This is a genomic window from Pseudomonas sp. E1MeOHC2 (assembly GCF_058745025.1).
Map to the genome: position 1 here is coordinate 1165271 of NZ_CP196675.1, position 21817 is coordinate 1187087.

Annotated in this window: 13 protein-coding genes; 10 read left to right on the forward strand and 3 right to left on the reverse strand. The window is 60.9% G+C overall.

The genetic code is table 11. From position 1 onward, the window contains the following. Positions 1-115: 115 nt before the first annotated feature. Together glpR and glpD are read left to right on the forward strand one after the other, a co-directional pair. Positions 116-871: a DNA-binding transcriptional repressor GlpR gene (gene glpR / locus ACSSU5_RS05155; RefSeq protein ID WP_186677481.1), complete on the forward strand. Its 756-nt coding sequence runs from the start codon at positions 116-118 to the stop codon at positions 869-871. 274 nt (positions 872-1145) lie between these two features. After that, entirely contained in the window at positions 1146-2684 is a 1539-nt protein-coding gene (gene glpD / locus ACSSU5_RS05160) for a glycerol-3-phosphate dehydrogenase (RefSeq protein ID WP_492560734.1), read from the forward strand. A 60-nt stretch (positions 2685-2744) separates the two neighbouring features. Here the strand turns inward: glpD and ACSSU5_RS05165 are convergent, their stop codons facing one another. Then, positions 2745-7148, reverse strand: a complete 4404-nt coding sequence (locus ACSSU5_RS05165) for an NEL-type E3 ubiquitin ligase domain-containing protein (RefSeq protein ID WP_492560735.1) — start codon at positions 7146-7148, stop codon at positions 2745-2747. 328 nt (positions 7149-7476) lie between these two features. Between ACSSU5_RS05165 and ACSSU5_RS05170 the strand changes: the two genes are divergently transcribed. The 6 genes from ACSSU5_RS05170 (at position 7477) to aauR (ending at position 13986) form a co-directional block, all read left to right on the forward strand. Beyond that, a complete protein-coding gene (locus tag ACSSU5_RS05170) occupies positions 7477-8394 on the forward strand; it encodes a glutamate/aspartate ABC transporter substrate-binding protein (protein WP_264311859.1) in 918 nt (305 codons plus the stop codon). Positions 8395-8539: 145 nt separating this feature from the next. After that, positions 8540-9286 (forward strand): amino acid ABC transporter permease, encoded by a 747-nt coding sequence (locus ACSSU5_RS05175; RefSeq protein ID WP_264311858.1) that lies wholly within the window; start codon positions 8540-8542, stop codon positions 9284-9286. Next, positions 9287-9958, forward strand: a complete 672-nt coding sequence (locus ACSSU5_RS05180) for an amino acid ABC transporter permease (protein ID WP_264311857.1) — start codon at positions 9287-9289, stop codon at positions 9956-9958. It begins immediately after the preceding gene. Further along, positions 9955-10689 (forward strand): amino acid ABC transporter ATP-binding protein, encoded by a 735-nt coding sequence (locus ACSSU5_RS05185; RefSeq protein WP_264311856.1) that lies wholly within the window; start codon positions 9955-9957, stop codon positions 10687-10689. Before ACSSU5_RS05180 ends, ACSSU5_RS05185 begins: the two co-directional genes overlap by 4 nt. Positions 10690-10756: 67 nt before the next feature. Next, positions 10757-12661, forward strand: coding sequence for a two-component sensor histidine kinase AauS (gene aauS, locus ACSSU5_RS05190; protein WP_492560736.1), 1905 nt, complete (start codon positions 10757-10759; stop codon positions 12659-12661). Continuing rightward, on the forward strand, positions 12658-13986 hold the full coding sequence (gene aauR, locus ACSSU5_RS05195; protein WP_264311854.1) for a two-component response regulator AauR: 1329 nt from the start codon (positions 12658-12660) through the stop codon (positions 13984-13986). Before aauS ends, aauR begins: the two co-directional genes overlap by 4 nt. 59 nt (positions 13987-14045) lie before the next feature. Here aauR and ACSSU5_RS05200 read toward each other — a convergent pair whose 3' ends face one another. Next, complete coding sequence (locus ACSSU5_RS05200; protein ID WP_492560737.1) at positions 14046-15041, reverse strand: alpha/beta fold hydrolase; 996 nt, start codon at positions 15039-15041, stop codon at positions 14046-14048. 462 nt (positions 15042-15503) lie between these two features. Here ACSSU5_RS05200 and ACSSU5_RS05205 point away from each other — a divergent pair, with 462 nt between their 5' ends. Both ACSSU5_RS05205 and metR read left to right on the forward strand, forming a co-directional pair. Beyond that, the gene (locus tag ACSSU5_RS05205; protein WP_492560738.1) at positions 15504-20273 is read left to right on the forward strand and encodes a dermonecrotic toxin domain-containing protein; all 4770 of its coding nucleotides are present in this window, start codon (positions 15504-15506) and stop codon (positions 20271-20273) included. 128 nt (positions 20274-20401) lie between these two features. Further along, the gene (metR, locus tag ACSSU5_RS05210; RefSeq protein ID WP_264311850.1) at positions 20402-21319 is read left to right on the forward strand and encodes a transcriptional regulator MetR; all 918 of its coding nucleotides are present in this window, start codon (positions 20402-20404) and stop codon (positions 21317-21319) included. On the opposite strand, the gene ACSSU5_RS05215 is transcribed toward metR, so the two are convergent. After that, the gene (locus ACSSU5_RS05215) at positions 21303-21716 is read right to left on the reverse strand and encodes an NUDIX hydrolase (protein ID WP_492560739.1); all 414 of its coding nucleotides are present in this window, start codon (positions 21714-21716) and stop codon (positions 21303-21305) included. The two genes, metR and ACSSU5_RS05215, sit on opposite strands and share 17 nt — an antisense overlap. Positions 21717-21817 lie beyond the last annotated feature (101 nt).

Below are 21817 nucleotides of genomic sequence, written 5' to 3' on the forward strand. Positions count from 1 at the left end.
TGTAGGGGCAGCCTTGTGCTGCTCCTACAGGCGTCTTGCACAACCGGCTACTGGCCGTCATCCCCGTCCTACGGCATCATTGCAGAATTTGTCCGGCAGCCCAAAAGGACCGCCCATGAATCTGCCCCCTCGCCAACAACAAATCCTCGAGCTGGTCCGCGAACGCGGCTACGTCAGCATCGAAGAAATGGCGCAGCTGTTCGTCGTCACCCCGCAAACCATCCGTCGCGACATCAACCAGCTTGCCGAGCTCAACCTGCTGCGCCGCTACCACGGGGGCGCCGCGTATGACTCGAGCATCGAGAACACCGCCTACGCCATGCGCGCCGACCAGATGCGCGACGAGAAACAGCGCATCGCCGAAGCTGTAGCCTCGCAGATTCCCGACCATGCCTCGCTGTTCATCAACATTGGCACAACGACCGAATCGATCGCCCGCGCACTGCTCAACCATAACCACCTGAAGGTGATTACCAACAACCTTCACGTGGCCTCGATCCTGGCGGCCAAAGACGATTTCGAAGTACTGGTGGCAGGTGGCACGGTGCGCCGCGATGGTGGTGTGGTAGGCCAGGCCAGCGTCGATTTCATCAACCAGTTCAAGGTCGACTTCGCCCTGGTTGGCATCAGCGGCATCGACGAAGATGGCAGCCTGCTGGACTTCGATTACCAGGAGGTACGGGTTTCCCAGGCCCTGATCGCCAATGCACGCCAGGTGATCCTGGCTGCCGACTCCAGCAAGTTCGGGCGTAATGCCATGGTTCGCTTGGGCTCGATCAGCCTGGTGGACTGTTTGGTGACCGACCAGACGCCGACACCCGCCCTCGCCCACTTGCTCAACCAGTACAAGATTCGCCTCGACGTGGTGTGAAGCAGATTGCGGCACTCAAGCGTATGGATTGAGATTTTTATCGCTCTCTAGATCGAGCGCCGCCCGCGCGGCGCATCGCGAGCAACGCTCGCCCCTATTTGTTTCGGGCCAATCAAGCCTTACACCCGAATTTTCGTAAATGTTCACTTTATTGTCATCCGATCAGTATTTTCTATAAAGACTGACTGGATACCGGCCTTCTGTTGCGCTAGTATTTTCGAAAACGAACATCAATGTTCATATTCGATGTGAACAGCCTCAGGAGGCCTTGCCCGTGTCCCAGCCCGTTTCGTCCCAGCCACCCCTCGCCGACTGCTATGACCTCGCCGTGATCGGCGGTGGCATCAATGGTGTGGGCATTGCTGCCGACGCCGCCGGGCGCGGCCTGAAGGTGTTCCTTTGCGAAAAGGACGACCTGGCGCAGCACACCTCATCGGCCAGCAGCAAGCTGATCCACGGCGGCCTGCGGTACCTGGAGCACTACGAATTCCGTCTAGTACGCGAAGCGCTGGCAGAACGCGAAGTACTGCTGGCCAAAGCACCGCATATCGTCAAGCCAATGCGTTTCGTGCTGCCTCACCGCCCGCACCTGCGCCCGGCCTGGATGATTCGCGCCGGCCTGTTCCTCTACGACCACCTGGGCAAGCGCAAGCGCCTGGGCGCTTCGCGTAGCCTGCGCTTCGGCCCGGGCTACCCGCTCAAGCCGGCCATCACCCGTGGGTTCGAATATGCTGACTGCGCCGTGGACGACGCACGCCTGGTGGTGCTCAATGCCATGGCGGCGCGCGAAAACGGTGCGGATATCGTCACTCGCACCCGCTGCCTGCGTGCCGAGCGTGTCGATGGCGTGTGGCAAGTCGAACTGCAGCATGCCGGCGGTCGCCTGCAGACGATTCGTGCCCGTGCCCTGGTCAATGCTGCCGGCCCCTGGGTGGCCAGTTTCATCAAGGATGACCTCAAGCTGGACGCACCGTATGGCATCCGCCTGATCCAGGGCAGCCACATCATCGTCCCGCGCCTGTATGAAGGTGAGCACGCCTATATCCTGCAGAACGAAGACCAGCGCATCGTGTTCTGCATCCCGTACCTGGAACGTTTCACCCTGATCGGCACCACCGACCGCGAATACAGCGGCGACCCGGCGCAGGTGAAAATCACTGAAGGCGAAACCGATTACCTGCTCAAAGTGGTCAACCAGCACTTCAACCATCAGCTCAGCCGTGACGACATCCTGCACACTTACTCCGGCGTTCGCCCGCTGTGCAATGACGAATCGGACAACCCTTCGGCCGTGACCCGCGACTACACCCTTGCGCTGTCCGCCGGTGAAGGCCAGGCACCGTTGCTGTCGGTCTTTGGCGGCAAGCTCACTACCTACCGCAAACTGGCTGAATCGGCCATGGGCGAGCTCAAGCCATTCTTCACCCAGATGCGCGGCAGCTGGACCGCCGCTGCCCCTCTGCCAGGAGGCGAGCAAATGACCGCAGCCCAGACTTTGGTTGACGAATTGGTTGCACGCCACCCTTGGCTGCCAGTAGCGATCGCGCAACGTTGGGCAACCACATACGGCAGCCGGGTTTGGCGCCTGCTTGAGGGCATCAGCGGGCCTGAAGGCCTGGGTCAATCATTGGGCGGCGGCCTGTTCGCTCGGGAAGTCGATTACCTTCGCAGCGAAGAATGGGCAGTGACTGCCGACGATATCCTGTGGCGACGCACCAAGTTGGGCCTGTTTACCTCTATCGCCGAGCAACAATCGCTGAGTGATTACCTGCAGCAGACTGCGCCTCTTGACGCAAACGAACGAGCCGCTTGAAGACGATGCCCCCGGCACTGACCAAGGTCAGTTCCCGGGGGCGAACATGCCTGGGGCCGCTCAGAGCGGCTGGTGCTTGTAAGCCTCTGCTGTCAAGGCCCTGATCAGCTCGCTCTCCTCCTGCGTCAAGTCCGACTTCAGCACATTGCAGGCGGTCAGATAATCCGCCTCCGTCATTTCTTCACGGCCAAGCTTTTCTTCGAGGAGTGATAATTCGGACTGTTTTGCATCGACCAGCTGTTTGAACCGAGGGCTGTACGTGGCACGCAAGTACTCTTGCCAAAATTCCTGGCCTGCAAGTGAATCGACCAAGCGCTCGTCAGTTTCACCTTGGAGAATCTCGAGCCGGGCAGCATTGATGTCCGCAGCGGTCACCAGGGACTCTGCTTCATAATGCATTCTTATCGGTTGCCCAACCAATTGCAGCGGTGATGCCAGGCGGATCCGGTAGGCAAGATAGGTTTCGACGTCATCGATTTTCTCCAGCCGAGCCGGCTGATCCGCGAACAGCACCCTCAACCGCTGCAGTTTTTGCGCCGCTATCCGGTCGACCTCCTGCATCCGGTAAAGCGAACGGCCCAGTCTCAACAGCGACCTTTCACTCGACATCTCTCCCGCGCCCGCGGTTTGGCCATGAATCAATGCCCTGACCTCCATCTGGCTGAATACCCACAGCAGCCGATCCTCACACGTTGCAATACCACCTGCCTGCTCGAACAAAAGCTCACGCAATTCGGCATTCTGCTCGCATGCCTCGATGATGGCCCAGACGCGCGCGCGATAGAATGCCGGGTACTTCAGATAGTCGGGCGATTGGGAAAAGTCCGTAAGGAAGCGGAAGAAGTCGTCCGAGCCAGTTTCACCACGCAGGTTGCCCCAGGACGTTTCGCGCATGACCCGTTGCGCACCGGTCGAGCCGACAAGCCAATCTGAAACTTGCGCCTGCGCAAGCACATGCTGACGATAACTTGGGCTCGGCTGGGCTTCATGCGCTGCAGTACTCGAAGGGCCAGGTTGCGGTTGCAGCAAGCGTTCACTGGCTTCATCGACAGGATTTTCATGCAGCGCCATCTGTTCCAAGCGAACCCGCAGCCCCTCAAGGTCTTGATTGACCTGCCGGATCTGATTGTTTCGCAAATCAACCATGCCCCGCCAGGGCAGTTGCTGAATGTCGGACGGAAAAGTAGCCAATTGCGTTGAACGCAAACCCAGCTGCAGCAAGTTTGGCAAACGCCTTACCAGTGGCATCTGCCCCAGCGGATTATGATTGAGTTCGAGTCGTTCCAGCCTGCTTAGCCTACCCAGCCTTGAGTTGTCCGCAATGGTAAGCACGATCTGGTTGTGGTCGAGCCGCAATACGCGCAGGCGAGCCAACGAGTAGACACCCGACGGAATCGAAGGCAAACGATTACCCCGCAGATCCAGGCATTCAAGGTTCGGGAAGCGCTTGAGGAAATCAATGTCGACAGCAGGCAGGTTCATGTCCCGCAGCACCAAACGCGTCACATGATCGAACCTGAGCTCATCCGGTAGCGCTGGCAAGCCAGCCACCCGTTCGCCGCGGATTTCCAAGGTGTATGTGCCATCGGCCCTGCGCCCAATCTTGCGCCGCCAGCTTCGCCGGATCGTGTTTATCACTCGGGTCCGGCGCAGGTAATCGGTGACCGAGGCATATTCGGCCCGCCAAGACTGCAATCCCTGGCGCAACGCGGTCCATTGGCGGTGCAGCGCCTCATAATGTGACCATGGGTCTTCACCTTCCGCGATGTGCTCCAGCAGGTACTGCTGCACCTGGGTATCATCAAGGGTTGGAAACACCTGCCTGATCCCCCGCCTCGCCGCCTGCCCTTGGCTTTCTCCGTGACCACTGAGTGGGTAACCTATACGTCCATCGCCAAAACGTACCGGCGGCCGCACACCACCGGCAATGTCCGCCTGCCCGATCAATCTTGACGCCAATGACCTGTGCGTTCGCACATGGGTCGACAGCTTATCGACCAATTGCGACTCACTTAACGCGGCATCGCCCAGACCAAGCTTCTGATCATCACTGAGCGTGAGCAGCAGTGCCCGCATCAGCGTACCGTTATCAGTCGCTCCTGGTTGCGAGCCAGCCGGCAGATGAACGCTGTAGGTACGTTCGTCGCGAACGAGGCTGATGACCTTCTGCGCCGATTCAGCGCCCGCACGGCCCACCAAAGCCCCCTCAATGGACCCTGCTCGCAACTCTACACGGAGCGAATCGGGCCATGCTGCCAGCGCCTGCACCAAACCGAGGGCAAGCTTTTCCGTGTCCTCGTTGACAGCCTGCCACTGTCGCAGACCGGCGCAAGCGCGATCCAGGCGACTGTCCCGCAAAAACCAGCGCACTCGTTCCGCCATGCCCAACGGGACTTTGCCCGTGGCCTCAAGCTGCATCAGCTCATCACTACTGACTTGGCGGCATATCTCCTTCGCTCCCCGCACAGTGAGCCCCGGAAAATCGCGCCTTAGCAGCGTGCCTTGTGTGTCTTCAGCTTCCTGGGACGCAGTGATCATTCGTTCGAAGCTATCGCCTGTCGTGTCGGGGGACGTTTCATGCAGCCGATAGCGCTCCATGGCGTCCGCCAGCCGTGCAGGCACAGGCGCGTTCTCCAGGTGCAGCTGCCTCAATCGCGATTCATCGAACCCTGTGCAATCGAGCACGGCAGTGGCCTGCTGCTCAGTGACAACGGCATACGCATCATCCAGCCGTCGCAGAAGCAGCAGGTCTTCTGCCCAGGTCTCTGGATGTTCCAGCGCGTGCCGCCAGCTGCCAGCTGCTGTGCGCTCAAGTGGAAGACGATAACGGGTGTCACGGGAGGGGTGACGTAACTGCAATTGCGTTCCGTCATCTGAACGGGCCACCGGGTAAGTGCCTTCCTGTTGGTGCAGATGCCAGCCTGTTTCATCCGGGTGAATCTGACCCACGAAATGCTCACCCTCATGCACAGTCCTGTACGGCGACAGGTCGTCGGAACACAGCTTTACGCGGGCACCGTCAATAACGGGTGTCAGGTCATCGACAAAGGCTATACGTTCAAGCACCTTGCCCCCCGCAACCGAAACACCGCCCACTACTGCGCCCACTGCCAGTGTTTCTGCTACCGAAAACAAATGCCCAAGCGCCGCTTCACGATCGCCTATCTGCCAGTCCTCATAGCCTTCATAGACCTCGCCAGCAATCTGCAACGCCGTGATCCCAAGCATCACCTCCCCCAACACAGGGACGAACAGCCCTGCCAGCCCCAGCACTGTCAGGCCGACATTCTCGTAACCGGTCAACCGTTCCCTGCGGGACGCTGCGTCCTCAACCCCGGTCGGTACGGCCAACGCTTGTGCATCATCAAGGATTTTCTGAATCCACCGGGCACGCAGGTACATAAAGAGGGGACCGCCGATCTGGACGTGACGGCCATCAAGTTCCAACGCCCGGCCTGCTTTGGTGGCCGACAGCAAGCGGTCGAGGGTCATCAGAAACGCGACGCGGTCCTTCTCGGCAATGAACCTGCTGAAGAACTGGCGGTAGTCTGGGTTTCGCAAATTGAGCCCGAGCGCTTGATAGAGCGCCGCCCAGGAGGCGAATTGCCTTACCGCCTGCACGGGATCACCCGGTATCCAGACCACAAGGTTGAGCAACGTGAAGCGCTTATCATCCCAGGCTTCAACGGCTACCACCCCTTGCACCGTCTTGCCCAGTACGTACAGCTGGCGATACTTGAGTACTGATGTGTCTGCAGGCACGATTGCTTTGGCGGTGAAAACCCTCAACATCTGCAGATAGCTGCTTTCGTCAATCTGGCCCTTGACTGCTGCATAACGCACGGCTGCTTCCATTGCGGCGCGCGTCGACTCCTCAATCAACGCCTCGACGTGCTTTCGACGCTGACCTGGGGAATCCCCTTTGGCATCAGCGGGTAACAAATGCTCACGCAACAGCACCTGATAACGCGCACCAATATCCAGGTCGCGGCACAGTTTGGCGAACTGCACAAATGAGATCGCCAAAGGTGTACCCGATGCGCGCTCGAGCTTTCGGCGCACGCGCGGCCGAGCATCCAGCTCCTCCAAGGCAAAATTATGCAGTGCCGCCGATAACAGCGGGATGAACGACGTGCGCACCGTACGCACGATGGGCGGAAGAGGGAAAATGCTTGGGAACTCCCTGCTCACCACCGTGCACAGCAGCGCGGTCCGGCACTCCACTTTGATGTTGAAGTTTTTGTGCAACTGCTCCTCAAGCAAGGGTTGTGCAAAGGCACCAAGCCCCGGAATGCTCGCGAGCACCCGCCTGAGCTTCTCGGCTGCCTTCTGCTCCCGCTTCAACGCCTGGTGCAACTGCTGAAGTGACTCGCTGGAAGTGGTCTTGACCCAATCTGGCATCTGCCTGGCGATCAGGGCGTCCACCGATGCAGGAGGAAACAGTTTGCTGTCTGCAGTGCTCATTGGCTCACCTCTTGAAAAAGCGAGCGTCCCTCAGGCCCCTTTCAAAAGAGTGGTAGATATTTCTCAAGGGCTGGCAGACAACAATCCGTTCGGATAACCGAACGCAACCAGGCCACGCATTCGGAAAGCCGATCGAAAAATCACCTTCCACTCAGCAAAAAATACTCCGTTGCGCCTTTTTCCGGGGCGTTATGATCAATGTCAGAGCTTGGCACGACTCATGCTCTACACTTGGAAGCCGAATGCACATCGCTTCATGCTGTATTCGTTGAACGAAAGAGTCCGCCAACGGCTCCATAAAAAAAACAAACACGTCGAGGAAAATTTGATGCGTATCGTTCGTCAATTGCTGGGCGCCGCTATCGCGGCTGCAGTCATCGCTTCGCCCGTCATGGCCGAGGAGCTGACCGGCACCCTGAAGAAGATCAAGGACTCGGGCACCATCACACTGGGGCACCGTGACTCATCCATTCCGTTTTCCTACCTGGCAGGCAAGCCTGAACCCGTCGGCTACTCCCATGACATCCAGTTGGCCGTGGTCGACGCGCTGAAAAAGCAACTGGGCACCGACATCAAGGTCCGCTACAACCTCGTCACCTCCCAGACCCGTATCCCGCTGGTGCAGAACGGCACCGTTGACCTGGAATGCGGCTCCACCACCAACAACGTCGAGCGCCAACAGCAAGTCGGCTTCTCGGTCGGTATCTTCGAAGTCGGCACGCGCCTGCTGACCAAGCTCAAGGACGGTCAGCCAGCATACAAAGACTTCCCGGACCTGGCTGGCAAGAACGTGGTAACCACTGCCGGTACCACCTCCGAGCGCATCCTCAAGGCGATGAACGCCGACAAGCAGATGAAGATGAACGTGATTTCCGCCAAGGACCACGGTGAAGCCTTCAACATGCTCGAAAGCGGCCGCGCCGTGGCCTTCATGATGGACGACGCCCTGCTGGCCGGTGAAATGGCCAAGGCGCGCAAACCCGCAGACTGGACCATCACCGGTACTCCACAGTCGTACGAAATCTACGGTTGCATGGTGCGCAAAGAAGACGCTGCGTTCAAGAAAGCGGTCGACGACGCCATCGTTGCCTACTTCAAGTCGGGCGAGGTCAACAAGAGCTACGACAAGTGGTTCAATCAGCCGATCCCACCGAAGGGCCTGAACCTGCAGTTCCCGATGAGCGACGAGCTGAAAAAACTGATCGCCGAGCCGACCGACAAGGCCGCGGACGAGAAGAAGTCCTAACCCTCAGCAAATAGTGGCCTGGTGCTCACGAGCACGAATCAATTCTGCAGGCCACTCATTAGTGTCTAACCTTTCATCCGAGGGCGCCAAGCGCCCCCGGATGCTGGAAGGTGCCCGTGAAACAACCGTCTGAGGGGAAATCCCGATGAATTACAACTGGGACTGGGGCGTGTTCTTCAAGTCCACCGGCGTGGGCAGCGAAACCTATCTGGACTGGTACATCACCGGCCTGGGCTGGACCATCGCCATCGCCATCACTGCCTGGATCGTCGCGCTGCTGCTGGGGTCGGTGCTCGGTGTCATGCGTACCGTGCCGAATCGCCTGGTATCAGGCATCGCCACTGCCTATGTCGAGCTGTTCCGCAACGTACCGCTGCTGGTGCAGCTGTTCATCTGGTACTTCCTGGTGCCAGACCTGCTGCCCGAAGGCCTGCAGGAATGGTTCAAGCAGGACCTCAACCCGACTACCTCGGCACTGATCAGCGTGGTCATCTGCCTGGGCCTGTTCACCGCCGCCCGTGTCTGCGAACAGGTGCGCACCGGCATCCAGGCGCTGCCCCGCGGCCAGGAAGCCGCCGCCCGCGCCATGGGCTTCAGCCTGCCGCAGATCTACACCAACGTGCTGCTGCCGCAAGCCTACCGGATCATCATTCCGCCGCTTACCTCCGAGTTTCTCAACGTGTTCAAGAACTCCTCGGTGGCGTCGCTGATCGGCCTGATGGAGCTGTTGGCGCAGACCAAACAGACGGCTGAGTTCTCCGCCAACCTGTTCGAGGCGTTCACCCTGGCCACGCTGATCTACTTCACCCTGAACATGGGCCTGATGCTGCTCATGCGCATGGTCGAGAAGAAAGTCGCCGTACCCGGCCTGATTTCTGTAGGAGGCAAGTAAATGGAGATGGATTTCAGCGAAATCATCCCGGCCCTGCCTGCCCTGTGGGACGGTATGGTCATGACCCTGCAACTGATGGTCATGGGCGTGGTCGGCGGTATCGCACTCGGCACCATCCTGGCGCTGATGCGCCTGTCGTCGAGCAAGCTGCTGTCGCGGGTGGCGGGCGCTTACGTCAACTACTTCCGCTCGATCCCGCTGCTGCTGGTGATCACCTGGTTCTACCTGGCGGTGCCGTTCGTACTGCGCTGGATCACCGGCGAGGACACCCCGGTCGGTGCGTTCACCTCATGCGTGGTCGCCTTCATGATGTTCGAGGCCGCGTACTTCTGCGAAATCGTCCGCGCCGGTGTGCAGTCGATCTCGAAAGGGCAGATGGGCGCCGCGCAAGCGCTGGGTATGAACTACGCGCAGACCATGCGCCTGATCATTTTGCCCCAGGCCTTCCGCAAGATGACCCCACTGCTGCTGCAGCAGAGCATCATCCTGTTCCAGGACACCTCGCTGGTATACACCGTGGGCCTGGTCGACTTCCTCAACTCGGCTCGCTCCAACGGCGATATCATCGGGCGCTCCCATGAGTTCCTGATCTTCGCCGGGGTTGTCTACTTCATCATCAGCTTCTCCGCTTCGTGGCTGGTCAAGCGCCTGCAAAAAAGGATCACCGTATGATTTCCATCAAGAACGTCAACAAGTGGTACGGCGACTTCCAGGTACTGACCGACTGCAGCACCGAGGTCAAGAAGGGTGAAGTGGTAGTGGTGTGCGGCCCATCGGGCTCGGGCAAATCTACCCTGATCAAATGCGTCAACGCCTTGGAGCCGTTCCAGAAGGGCGACATCGTGGTCGATGGCACCTCGATTGCCGACCCGAAGACCAACCTGCCCAAGCTGCGTTCGCGGGTCGGCATGGTGTTCCAGCACTTCGAGCTGTTCCCGCATCTGACCATCACCGAGAACCTGACCATCGCCCAGCGCAAGGTGCTCGGCCGCAGCGAGGCGGAGGCCAGCAAAAAAGGCCTGGCCCTGCTTGAGCGCGTCGGCCTCAGTGCACACGCCAAGAAACACCCCGGCCAACTTTCCGGCGGCCAGCAGCAGCGCGTGGCGATTGCGCGCGCCCTGGCCATGGACCCCATCGTCATGCTGTTCGACGAACCCACCTCCGCACTGGACCCGGAAATGGTCAGCGAGGTGCTGGATGTGATGGTACAGCTGGCCCACGAAGGCATGACCATGATGTGCGTGACCCACGAGATGGGCTTCGCCCGCAAGGTCGCCAACCGGGTCATTTTCATGGACAAGGGCAGCATCATCGAAGACTGCACCAAAGAAGAGTTCTTCGGTGACCAGAGCGCCCGCGACCAACGTACCCAGCACTTCCTCAGCAAGATCCTGCAACACTAAGTCGGCCTCAGCATCCTCTGCCCGCCCCCATCGGGCAGCGGATGCTGGTCGTGACAAGGCCACTGTGATGAAATGCGACCCTTCTCTACCGCTCCCTGCCAGACCTGCCGTGAATTCCCGCCTGATCCGTCAATTGCTGCTTCCCCCCCTGATCATCCTGCTGATGGTCGGCCTCGGCATGGCCGGTTACCTGGTCAGCGAAAGCAATGGCATCCGCAACCTGAGCGAAAACGGCGAACGTCAACTGGAGCTGCACGCGCGCACGGTCGAGAGCGAGATCAGCAAATACACCTACCTGCCCAGCCTGCTGGAGCTTGAAGACAGCGTTTCGCACCTGCTTACCGACGCTGATGGCGGCTCCCGCCAGGTCGTCAACGAATACCTCGAAGGCCTCAACCGACGCAGCCGCAGCCGGGCAATCTTCGTCCTCGACACCAATGGCCGGGTGCAGGCCACCAGCAACTGGCGCGATGCCGATTCGTTCCTTGGCGAAGACCTGTCGTTCCGGGCCTATTTCCAGACTGCCGTGCGCGGCGAACCCGGGCGCTTCTACGGCATCGGCAGCACCACCGGCGAGGCCGGCTACTACTTGGCCCACGGGCTGGAAGAACACGGCAAGATCATAGGCGTGGCGGTGATCAAGGTGCGCCTGGACACCCTTGAGGAGCGCTGGCAGCGTGCCCGTCTGGAAGCCTTCGTCAGCGACGAAAATGGCATCATCATCCTCTCCAGCGACCCGGCGCGACGCCTGAAGTCGGTGCGCCCGCTAACCCCGCAAATCAAGGAGCGCCTGGCGCGCAGCCTGCAGTATTACTGGTGGCCGTTGAACGAGCTGCAGCCGCTGGCCCGGGAAACCCTGGCCGATGGCGTCGAGAAACTGACCTTCCCGGCCAACAGCGAAACGGCTCAAGGCAAGGCGCATGAAGTGACCTACCTGGCCCAAACCCGTCGCCTGGTCGATACCCCGTGGAACTTCACCCTGCTGACCCCGTTGCAGGACCTGCGCCGCGAATCCATGGTGCAAGGCATCCTCGTTGGGGTGGCATTCGCCCTGCTGGCGATTCTGGGTATCGCCTGGAATGAACGCCGCAAGGTCATCGCCACCCGCCTGGCCGCGCGCGAGGCGCTGCAGGAAGCCAACAGCCAGCTCGAACGGCGTATCACCGAACGCACCGCCGACCTGCGCGCCAGCAACGAGCGGCTCAAGGGGCAGATCCGCGAGCGCCGGCATGCCGAGCAGACCCTGCGCCACGCCCAGGATGAGCTGGTGCAGGCGGGCAAGCTGGCCGCCATTGGGCAGATGTCCACGAGCATCGCCCACGAACTCAACCAGCCCCTGGCCGCGCTGCGCACACTGTCGGGCAACACCGTGCGCTTCCTCGAACGCGGCGCGCTGGAAACCGCCAGCACCAACCTGCGCACCATGAACGACCTGATCGATCGCATGGGCCGTATCACCGCCAGCCTGCGATCATTCGCCCGCCGCGGCGACGACAGTGGCCAGGCGTCGCTGGCCAAGGCCGTGGAAGCCTCCTTGCAGGTGCTGGCTAACCGCATCAGCAGCTGCCATTTGCAGTTGCACAACGAATTCGAAGACCAGCACCTGGCCATCGACCAGACCCGCCTGGAGCAGATACTGGTCAACCTGATCGGCAACGCCCTCGACGCCATGGCCACCCAGCCCCTGCCAGAGCTATGGCTCGAAGGCGAACTGCAGGGCGACAAGTATCGTCTGCGGGTCCGCGACAATGGCCATGGCATCGACGCCGAGGCGCGCAAGCACCTGTTCGAGCCCTTCTTCACCACCAAACCGGGCGAACACGGCCTGGGCCTGGGCCTGACCCTGTCGGCGAGCCTCGCCGCCGCCGCCAGGGGCAGCCTGAACGTCGAGCATCCTGTCAGTGGCGGCACGGCCTTTGTGCTTGTCCTGCCCCTGGTATCCCCCCCTAGCGAATCGGCAGAGCACTCATGAACCAAGCGCCTCTCACCGTCCTGATTGTCGAAGACGACCCGCATGTGCTGCTCGGCTGCCAGCAGGCGCTGGCCCTGGAAGACATCGCCTGCGAAGGTGTCGGCAGCGCCGAGCTGGCCCTGGAACGCATCGGCGACGACTTCGCCGGCATCGTCGTGAGCGATATCCGCTTGCCGGGCATCGATGGCCTTGAGCTGCTCACCCGCCTCAAGGCACGTGACCGCAGCCTGCCGGTGGTGCTGATCACCGGCCACGGCGATATCGACATGGCGGTCGGCGCGATGCGCAATGGCGCCTACGACTTCATGGAGAAACCCTTCTCGCCAGAGCGTCTGGTCGACGTGGTGCGCCGGGCCTTGGAGCATCGCGGCCTGTCCCGAGAGGTGGTTGCCCTGCGCCGCCAACTGGCCGAACAGAGCAGCCTGGAGGGTCGCATCATTGGCCGCTCGGCCGGCATGGAGCATCTGCGTGAGTTGATCGCCAACGTGGCCGACACCTCAGCCAACGTACTGATCGAAGGCGAGACCGGTACCGGCAAAGAGCTGGTCGCCCGTTGCCTGCACGACTTCAGCCGCCGCCAAGGGCAGCCCTTCGTGGCACTGAACTGCGGCGGCCTGCCCGAGAACCTGTTCGAGAGCGAGATCTTCGGCCACGAGGCCAACGCCTTCACCGGTGCGGGCAAACGCCGCATCGGCAAGATCGAGCACGCCAACGGTGGCACGCTGTTCCTCGACGAGGTCGAGAGCATGCCGATCAATCTGCAGATCAAACTGCTGCGCGTATTACAGGAGCGCACCCTGGAACGGCTGGGCTCGAACCAGAGCATTGCAGTGGATTGCCGGGTGATCGCCGCGACCAAGGCCGACCTCGATGCCATGGGCCAGAACGGGCAGTTTCGCAGCGACCTGTACTACCGGCTGAACGTCGTAACGCTGGAGTTGCCGCCACTGCGCGAACGCCGCGAAGACATCCTGCAGCTGTTCGAGCACTTCCTGCAGCAATCGGCCCTGCGTTTCGACCGTGAAACGCCAACGCTCGACAGCCAGACCCTGTCGCGTTTGATGGCCCACGATTGGCCGGGTAACGTGCGTGAACTGCGCAACGTTGCCGAGCGCTATGCCTTGGGCCTGCCCGCCTTCAAGAAGGGCCCCAGTGGCGGTGCCAGCCAAGGGCTGGGCTTTTCCGAGGCAGTGGAGGCCTTTGAGCGCAACCTGCTCAGCGATGCCTTGCAACGCACCGGCGGCAACCTCAGCCAGGCCAGCCAGGAACTGGGCATGGCCAAGACCACGCTGTTCGACAAAGTGAAAAAGTACGGGCTGGGGTGAAAAGTCGGCGTCGCTATCCTGTGGGAGCGGGCTTGCCCGCGAAGAAGCCAACGCAAATCTCACAGACCTGCGATATGCGTGACATCCTGCCGATGTGACTGCAGATACGGCAGCACCGCCCCCAGCAACGGCCCCTTGAACGGTTCCTGGAAGCGATGCGCCAGGCCCGGTATCAAGCGCAGCTGGCTGCCCTGGATATGCGCCGCCAGGTGCACCCCATGCATCACCGGCAACAACGGGTCGGCCGTGCCATGCACCACCAGGGTCGGTACGCGCAACTGATTAAGCAACTCCACCCGGCTTGGCTCGGCGAGAATCGCCATGATCTGGCGCTTGGCGCCATCGGGGTTGAACGCCCGGTCATAGGCCACTGCGGCCTGTTGCAACAAAGCGGCCCGATCGTCACGTACCTGTGGGCTGCCCAGTGCCGCCAGCAGGTCGGCCTGCTGTTCGATGGCCACCTCGCGATTCGGCGCACTGCGCCGTGCCAGCAACTGCACCAGCGCAGGGTCCGGTGCCGGCAGGCCTGCCGCGCCAGAGCTGGACATCACCAGCGTCAGGCTACGCACCCGTTCCGGCGCCATGGCCGCCAGATGCTGTGCGATCATCCCGCCCATGCTGACACCCAGCACATGAAACTGACGTATACCCAGTGCGTCCATCAGCCCCAGCCCGTCACCCGCCATGTCGGTGAGCGTGTAGGGCGCGGCAACCGGCAGGCCGAGCTTGTAGCGCAGCAGCTCAAGCGTCAGGTTGGCCGAGGGTGGCGGCTGGTTCCAGCGCGACAGACCGACATCGCGGTTGTCATAGCGAATGACCCGAAAACCCTGGCGGCACAAAGCCTCGACCACATCGTCCGGCCAGTGGATCAGTTGCCCTCCCAGGCCCATGACCAGCAGCAATGCAGGGTCTCGCGGCGCACCGACGCTCTGGTAAACCAGGCTCAAGCCCCCCAGGTCCGCCCGTTGAACCGCCGCGTGCACGTCACAACGCTGATCGGCGAAGCTTGCCGGCACACTGACAAGAAAGAAGAAAAACAGCAAAAAAGCCCGCATGAAAGAAACACCAGAATGCAGATCCCCAGTAGAGCGCGAGTTTGATGAAAACCATTCAAGCGCGCTGCCACAGTTCAATGACAATTTCATGAACCTCGCCCAGCGGTACAGGCACTAGTTATCTACCGCACGTGCTTTCAGGGTGCCTCCTCTAATAGCGATACCACTTACGGCCTTGCTTGCATCACGGGAAGCCCAATGACCGACGACCTGCCCTCCGTTATCACCACCCCGCTCATACCCGCACGCCAGCTACCGCTGACACGCTCGACACTTGCCGCAATAAGCCGCTGCAAGCGCACGCGGGCAACGCTCCATGAGCTGCTCAACGCGGCGCCAAGGCCTGCAGCCACAGGCCAACAGTGGGCGACCTATTGGCAAGGCAGGGCCGAGGGCACTTCGTTAAGCCGCCAGCACCATGCCCGGGCTCAGTACGTTGGCTATTTCGATTCGGCGCTGACCTTGTCACTGGCCGCCAATGAACTGACCGACGTGCAGTTGCGGCCTGTCACTGGTGTGCTCGACGACCCTGAATGGAAGAAGATCGATGGCAAACAGATTCTGATTGAATCACCCGCTTGCGGCTCAGGTGCTTTGGTATTCAGCATCCAAGACGAAGAGGCGCTGGTGTTGTATCTGCCCGGACGTGCTGCGGCCTTCAGCAGCCATGCCACGCGCGTAGAACTGGAGCATCACCTGCCGACGAGCACCGAAGCGATCCGTTATCGCCCGCTAGACGACGTGGCAGACGGGCTTGGCGCTCTACTCGATGACCTGCTTGAAACCGAGCATCAAGCAACGCTCGCCACCCCGCAAATAGTCTTCGCCAACCCGGCCGACCTGCTGCCAGAGGCCAGTGACGCTGCTGCGCCGCTATCGCTGTTCGACATGGGCAGCTTGGGTGCTGAAGTTTCGAGCCTCGCAGGCTCACGTCAGGTCGACATCCAGATGCAGCTGATAGAGGCCTTGAGCGATACCGACGCCAAGCAGTTGGAGCAGCTTGAAACTGACTTGCAGGTACAAGGCGAACACGCCAGGCAAGCAATCAATGCCCTGTTGCAATCGCCACGCTGGCACTCGGGCGCTGTTGTACCGCCCATCAACCCTGCCTTGATCGACGCCCACCGTCAGAGCCTGCGCATTCATGCACAGGCTCAGCGACTGCTGGGGCAGATTACAACAGCACAGCTGAACGCCATTGAGCGCATGCTGGATCAAGGTGAGCTTTTTCCTCAAGCAGGCAGCGATGTGGTCGCCGCCTATCCGTTGATCAAGCAGCAAGCCCATGCCGAATTCGGCGACAGCGCGGGTGAAGAATCACTGCGCCAAATCCTGCTGGTCACCTCCCAAGCAACATTGGCTGCCACAGCCGATGGTCCGTTCTTGCTGTACTGGCCTGGTACACAGGGCGGGCTGCTGCTCTGCGAAAACCATCTGGCCCTTGCAACCTGCCTCGGTGCGACCGCCGAGCACCAGTCAGTGGAACTGCGGCAAATCAAAGGCGATGTACTTACCCAAGTGCTTAACGCCACGCTTATAGGCGTGCGCGCAGAAAAGCAGCAGATACAAAATGACCAAGGTCTGGATGCGCTAGCCACCGAACTGCCACGCCTAAAGGAAGTGCTCCAACAACGTCTGCAGCCCCCTCGCCATACGGCGCGAGAAGTGGCACTTGACCTTGTGCGTGAGCAGCATCAGGTAGTGAGCCTGGCCACTGCAAGCGCCACACGCCTGAGCAAACTACCGCTCGCCACGTGCCAGGCACTTGGCCGTATCGTTCCTCAATACATCGAAGCAGTAAAGCGATCAGAAGCCCTGCTGAGCAAAGACCTGCTGGACTGCCAGGCATTCTGCCGCCCCCTCATCAGGCAACGCCTGAAACAAGACTTCCCTGGCTACGACAACTGCTATATCGGCCTGGACGTGCCCCTCAGGGTCGACCTGGTCACCGAAATCGTTACGGGGGGAACCCCAGGATCAGTGACAAAAAAAGTCTACCGGCCCAGCCGAGAGCGTGAAACGCTGAGCCTTGAAACGCTGTTGCTGGAAAACATCGACGAAACCATGGGCAGGCGGCTGAACTACCTGAAACTGCAACTGGCGACAAACGACGCTTCACTGCTACACAGCATGACAACCGGGGTCACACGACAGTATCTGGAGACGCTGACCAAAGACCTTGACCTCGCAAAGGCCTACGAAACGCAGATTCTCGCCGCGTATCAAGGGCTGAACGATAGCCCCTTCGTTGCCGAGTTTCGCCGCGAGTGCCTGACTGCGCCTTATGCATCAATGCTGCGCATGCAGGGCCTGTTGCTGCGTGGGAAGGGCACACTGGACACCCAAGGCCTTGCCATCCTGGAGATCGCCATAGCGGCAAGCTCCCGTGCCGCCTATCAGGCACAAGGACACGACATCCAGCTGCTGGCCGCGATGCTGACCGCAGGCGGCCCGGACACCGAAGACCGCCCGGCTGCCCTTTCAGGCATCACCTTCATAGAGGACCGCACATCTGGCATCACGCTGCTGTATCTGCCCGAACACTCCACCACTCCCCTGACCCAATACGCAAGCCTAGAGGCCGCCAGGCTCAGCCTGTACGAACGCAGTAAACAAGCGGGTGAGGCCGACTACCTCGCAGGTCGCGCTCTACTCGGCGATCCGCGCGCGCACAGCAGCCGTATACGGCAAGCTCATACCAACGCTTACTCGGGCATGATTGGCATCGGCGGCGCCTGGCCAGCAACTACCTCCCTGCCCGAGCACCTGTTAAAAGCGCAGATGGGCCGCGTCATACGAGCGCATCGGGCTACGACACGCTCAAATGACGAGTTGTGGCTGGAAAACTTCACCCAGCAGAGCACCATGATCTTTACGTACCTGAAGATCGTGCTGGGCCTGGTGCCCTTTCTTGGCACCGCGATCGGGATTTATGACTTTTTCGATTCTGCGGCACGAGCGGTCAACGCCTTTACCCAAAGCAAGATTATCGAAGGGCTCGAAGCCCTCAATGATGTCTTGCTGGCGGTCATCGACGCGGCGACGGATGTCGCGACCGGCGTCGGCGTCAATGTGCTCACTCTGCGTCAGCTGACGCGTCAGCGCCAGCTACGTACGTTTCGCAGAACGACGCCCCAGCGCCTGCAAGTGGAGGCTGATGCCCTTCAACGCGCCAGACGTTTTGCCGGGTATGAACACCCTCAGGCGATCACCCTGGATGGCATGTCACCGGGTGCGCAGGGGCGTTACCAAGGCGTTTACCGGCATGCTGAGGGCGATTTCGTCCTGATCGAACATCAGCCATATCAGGTGGAATGGGATTCAACCGCTCATACTTGGCGCCTGAAGGGCTCTGCAAGCAAGACATGGAAACGTGCCATCGCGCTGGATGAGAACGGCCTGTGGGACACCCACTTCGCGCTGTATGGCGTTCACCTGCGGGGCGGTGGATCAGGTGGCGGACAAATCTTCGGGCGGCTGGCCGATCAGCTGAACCCTTACTGGCCCGCTGCGATACGTGACCAACTGCCACGTTTTCTGGTCGACCAACAGTATCGCCAGCAACGCCGGATAACCGACAAGGCCTTTGCAGACGAAGCGAATGTGATCGCATCGCTAAAGCGCAGCAATGCACTTACCGAGCGCTCCGCCTCCTCTGCACAACTGGAAGCGCACTTTCTCAACGACATCAGGCTGGCCAAGCAAAGCTACCAGTCCTGGGACGAACTCCTGAAAATCAGCGTGCGCAGGGATCAAGTAACGCCGAAAACGCAAAAAGCCCGTTCGGCCAAACTGATCTGCGAGCGGTTGATCAATGTGATCGAACAGCGGGCGATTCGCGCTCGCGCCCGCCTGGTGGAAATGGCCCAGTTGCACGCAGCGATGTTGCTGAGGGAGGGGTTGGCCGAGCGGTTGCCGCTGTTGCAGCAATGGCGACAGAAAGCCGTCCAGCACCTCAAGGAGCGGGATGAGATGTTCAAGGAGATGGATGAACTGGACACATGGTTCCCAAGGGCCGAACGCGACCCGACGCTACAGAGGTCCGTTGAGGGATACCAGCAGCACCTGAACAAAGACTTCAAGTCATTCTTCGACACCTTCCACCTGATGACAGCTGCATTACGCCATAACGCTGCAACAGTGGTGGCTGAATACCTTCTTGAGGGTCTCATCGAGTTTGAAGACAGCATCCACCGTAGCCGTAATACGCTGGTTGGCCTGCAGGAGGTTTCCGTCAACGCCCAGCAAAGGCGGGCCATCTATGAACAGGCTCGTACCGTCCACGGGCAGTACAAGCGACGCTTGCAAAGCACCCATGCAAGCTTCCCGGCGCTGTTCGACGAGGCGTACCTCAAGCGGCTCTACGACAATCTGGATGCGCTCATGGCGATATCGGACACCCAACTCAGGCGCTTGCCACGGCAGCCAGTAACCGGTGGGGCCTCGCGCAGCCCGAGGTTATTCCTCGACACCACCGGGCATTGGCATGTCGGCGACTATCAGCCTGCAACCACAGCCCATCCCGCGCAAATTATCATTCACAGGGATGACGGCACTGTGCTCAACCGCTTCTCGGCCGACGGTGAACGTTGGCGCCAACTGCCAACCAACCGGCCCGCACGTCCCCATGAACTGCAAGACCTCAAGCAGGTAGCCAACCAGGCGTTATCCGATCTACCCGCCTACCGCCACCAGATCCAGCGCTACCAGCGCCAAGGCATGCTGCCCGTGGACGTCGAACACATGATGACCATCAAGGCCGAGGACCTTGAGCGTTACGCCAACCGATTGCATCAGTTGCAACCGACTGCGACCGAGCCGGCCCGCCTGCGCGCCGAAGCCAGTACCCTGCGCAACGAAGGCCGGACCCTGCGGATTGAACAGGTCAAACAAGGTGCTCAGCCCAATGAGGCCCACTTGAGCTACCTGATTGAACAGCAGCAGGTCGAGATACGCCGCGTGGGCACGCGCCAGAGGCTTAATGAACGCGACTACCTGCAAGAGTACGAGGTGCTGGATACCCGCCCCAACGGCTCGCCCGTGCTGTGGTACGTTCACTTTCACTACCGGGGCCTGGAGACCCCCTTCGAGCAGTTCAGCGCAGCGCACCTCAAACGTGCCGTAGATCGCTATCACGGCCAGCAATGGCAACAGGGTCAGCCTGAGCATGACGCGATCTGGCGTGGGCCTGTGTCACGCCAGATCGCCAACAAGCACTTTGCCCGCCTGTAGCAGCACACCTGGGCGGGGGCTTCTCCGCCCAGGTGGCCTCACACAAAACCCTGATCGACAGCCAAGTCAACTTGAGCCAAACTCAACGATAATTGCGTTATCTCCAATATTCCTCATGGGAAGTCGTTGTGCTCGAAATCCGTCACCTGAAAACCCTTCATGCCCTGCGCGAGGCCGACAGCCTGGTGGAGGCTGCCGAGCGCCTGCACCTGACCCAGTCGGCGCTGTCGCACCAGTTCAAGGAACTTGAAGAACGCCTTGGCCTGCCGCTGTTCGTGCGCAAGAGCAAACCGATCCGCTTCACCAGCGCCGGGCTGCGCCTGCTACAACTGGCCGATGCCACTTTGCCGCTGCTGCGCGGCGCCGAACGTGACATCGCACGGCTGGCCGGCGGCACCGCCGGGCGCCTGCACATGGCCATCGAGTGCCACAGTTGCTTCCAGTGGCTGATGCCGACCATCGACCAGTTCCGCGATGCCTGGCCAGAGGTGGAGCTGGACCTGGCCTCCGGCTTCGCGTTCGCTCCGCTGCCCGCCTTGGCCCGCGGCGACCTGGACCTGGTGGTCACCTCCGACCCACTGGACCTTGCCGGCATCACCTACGTACCGCTGTTCACCTACGAGGCGATGCTCGCCGTTGCCAACCAGCACCCGCTGGCCAGCAAACCGTACATCGTGCCCCAGGACCTGCTCGACCAGACCCTGATCACCTACCCAGTAGAACGCGACCGTCTGGATATCTTCACCCGCTTCCTGGAACCCGCCGACATCGAGCCGGCCGCCGTACGCACCTCGGAGCTGACGGTGATGATGATGCAACTGGTGGCCAGCGGCCGGGGCGTGTGTGGCATGCCCCACTGGGCGCTGCACGAGTACAGCTCACGCGGCTATGTGAAGGGCAAACGCCTGGGCGAAAAAGGCCTGTTCGCCACGCTCTACGCGGCGGTGCGCACCGACATGCTCGATGCGCCGTACATGCGCGACTTCCTGCTGACCGCCAAGGACACCTCGTTCGCCACCCTCGACGGGGTCAGCGCGGTACGCTGACGGCCTGGCGGTACAAGGGCAGGATCAGGTCGCGAGTCAGCGGCGCCAGCTCAAGCGCAGGCGCCTGGTCAGCCGCCAGCCAGATCACCTCTTCGATTTCCGCCGCCGGGGCTACCGCCTCTGCGCTGTCGACACGGTACAGCTCAGCCTGCACCTCAAAGCCCGGCTCGTTGGCAGCCGGGGCACTGAACCGGCCCAGGTGGATGGCCTGGGCCGGGTCGATGTGCAGGCCGAGCTCTTCATGCAGTTCACGCACCAGTGCTGCTACCGGCGACTCCCCCGCGTCGATCTTGCCGCCAGGCTGCATGAAGGCCTGGGTGCCACGCTTGCGCACCAACAGGGTGCGGCCTTCAGGGTCGATGAGCAGGGCGGCGGCGATGCGGATGATGTTGGGCATGTCTGAATTCTCAAGGGGCGGGGCGCGCAAGGATCACATGAGGTCGTGCTTCAGGCAACCGACCCTCTGACAGACGAACGGCCCCTTGCCTACCCGCCGCC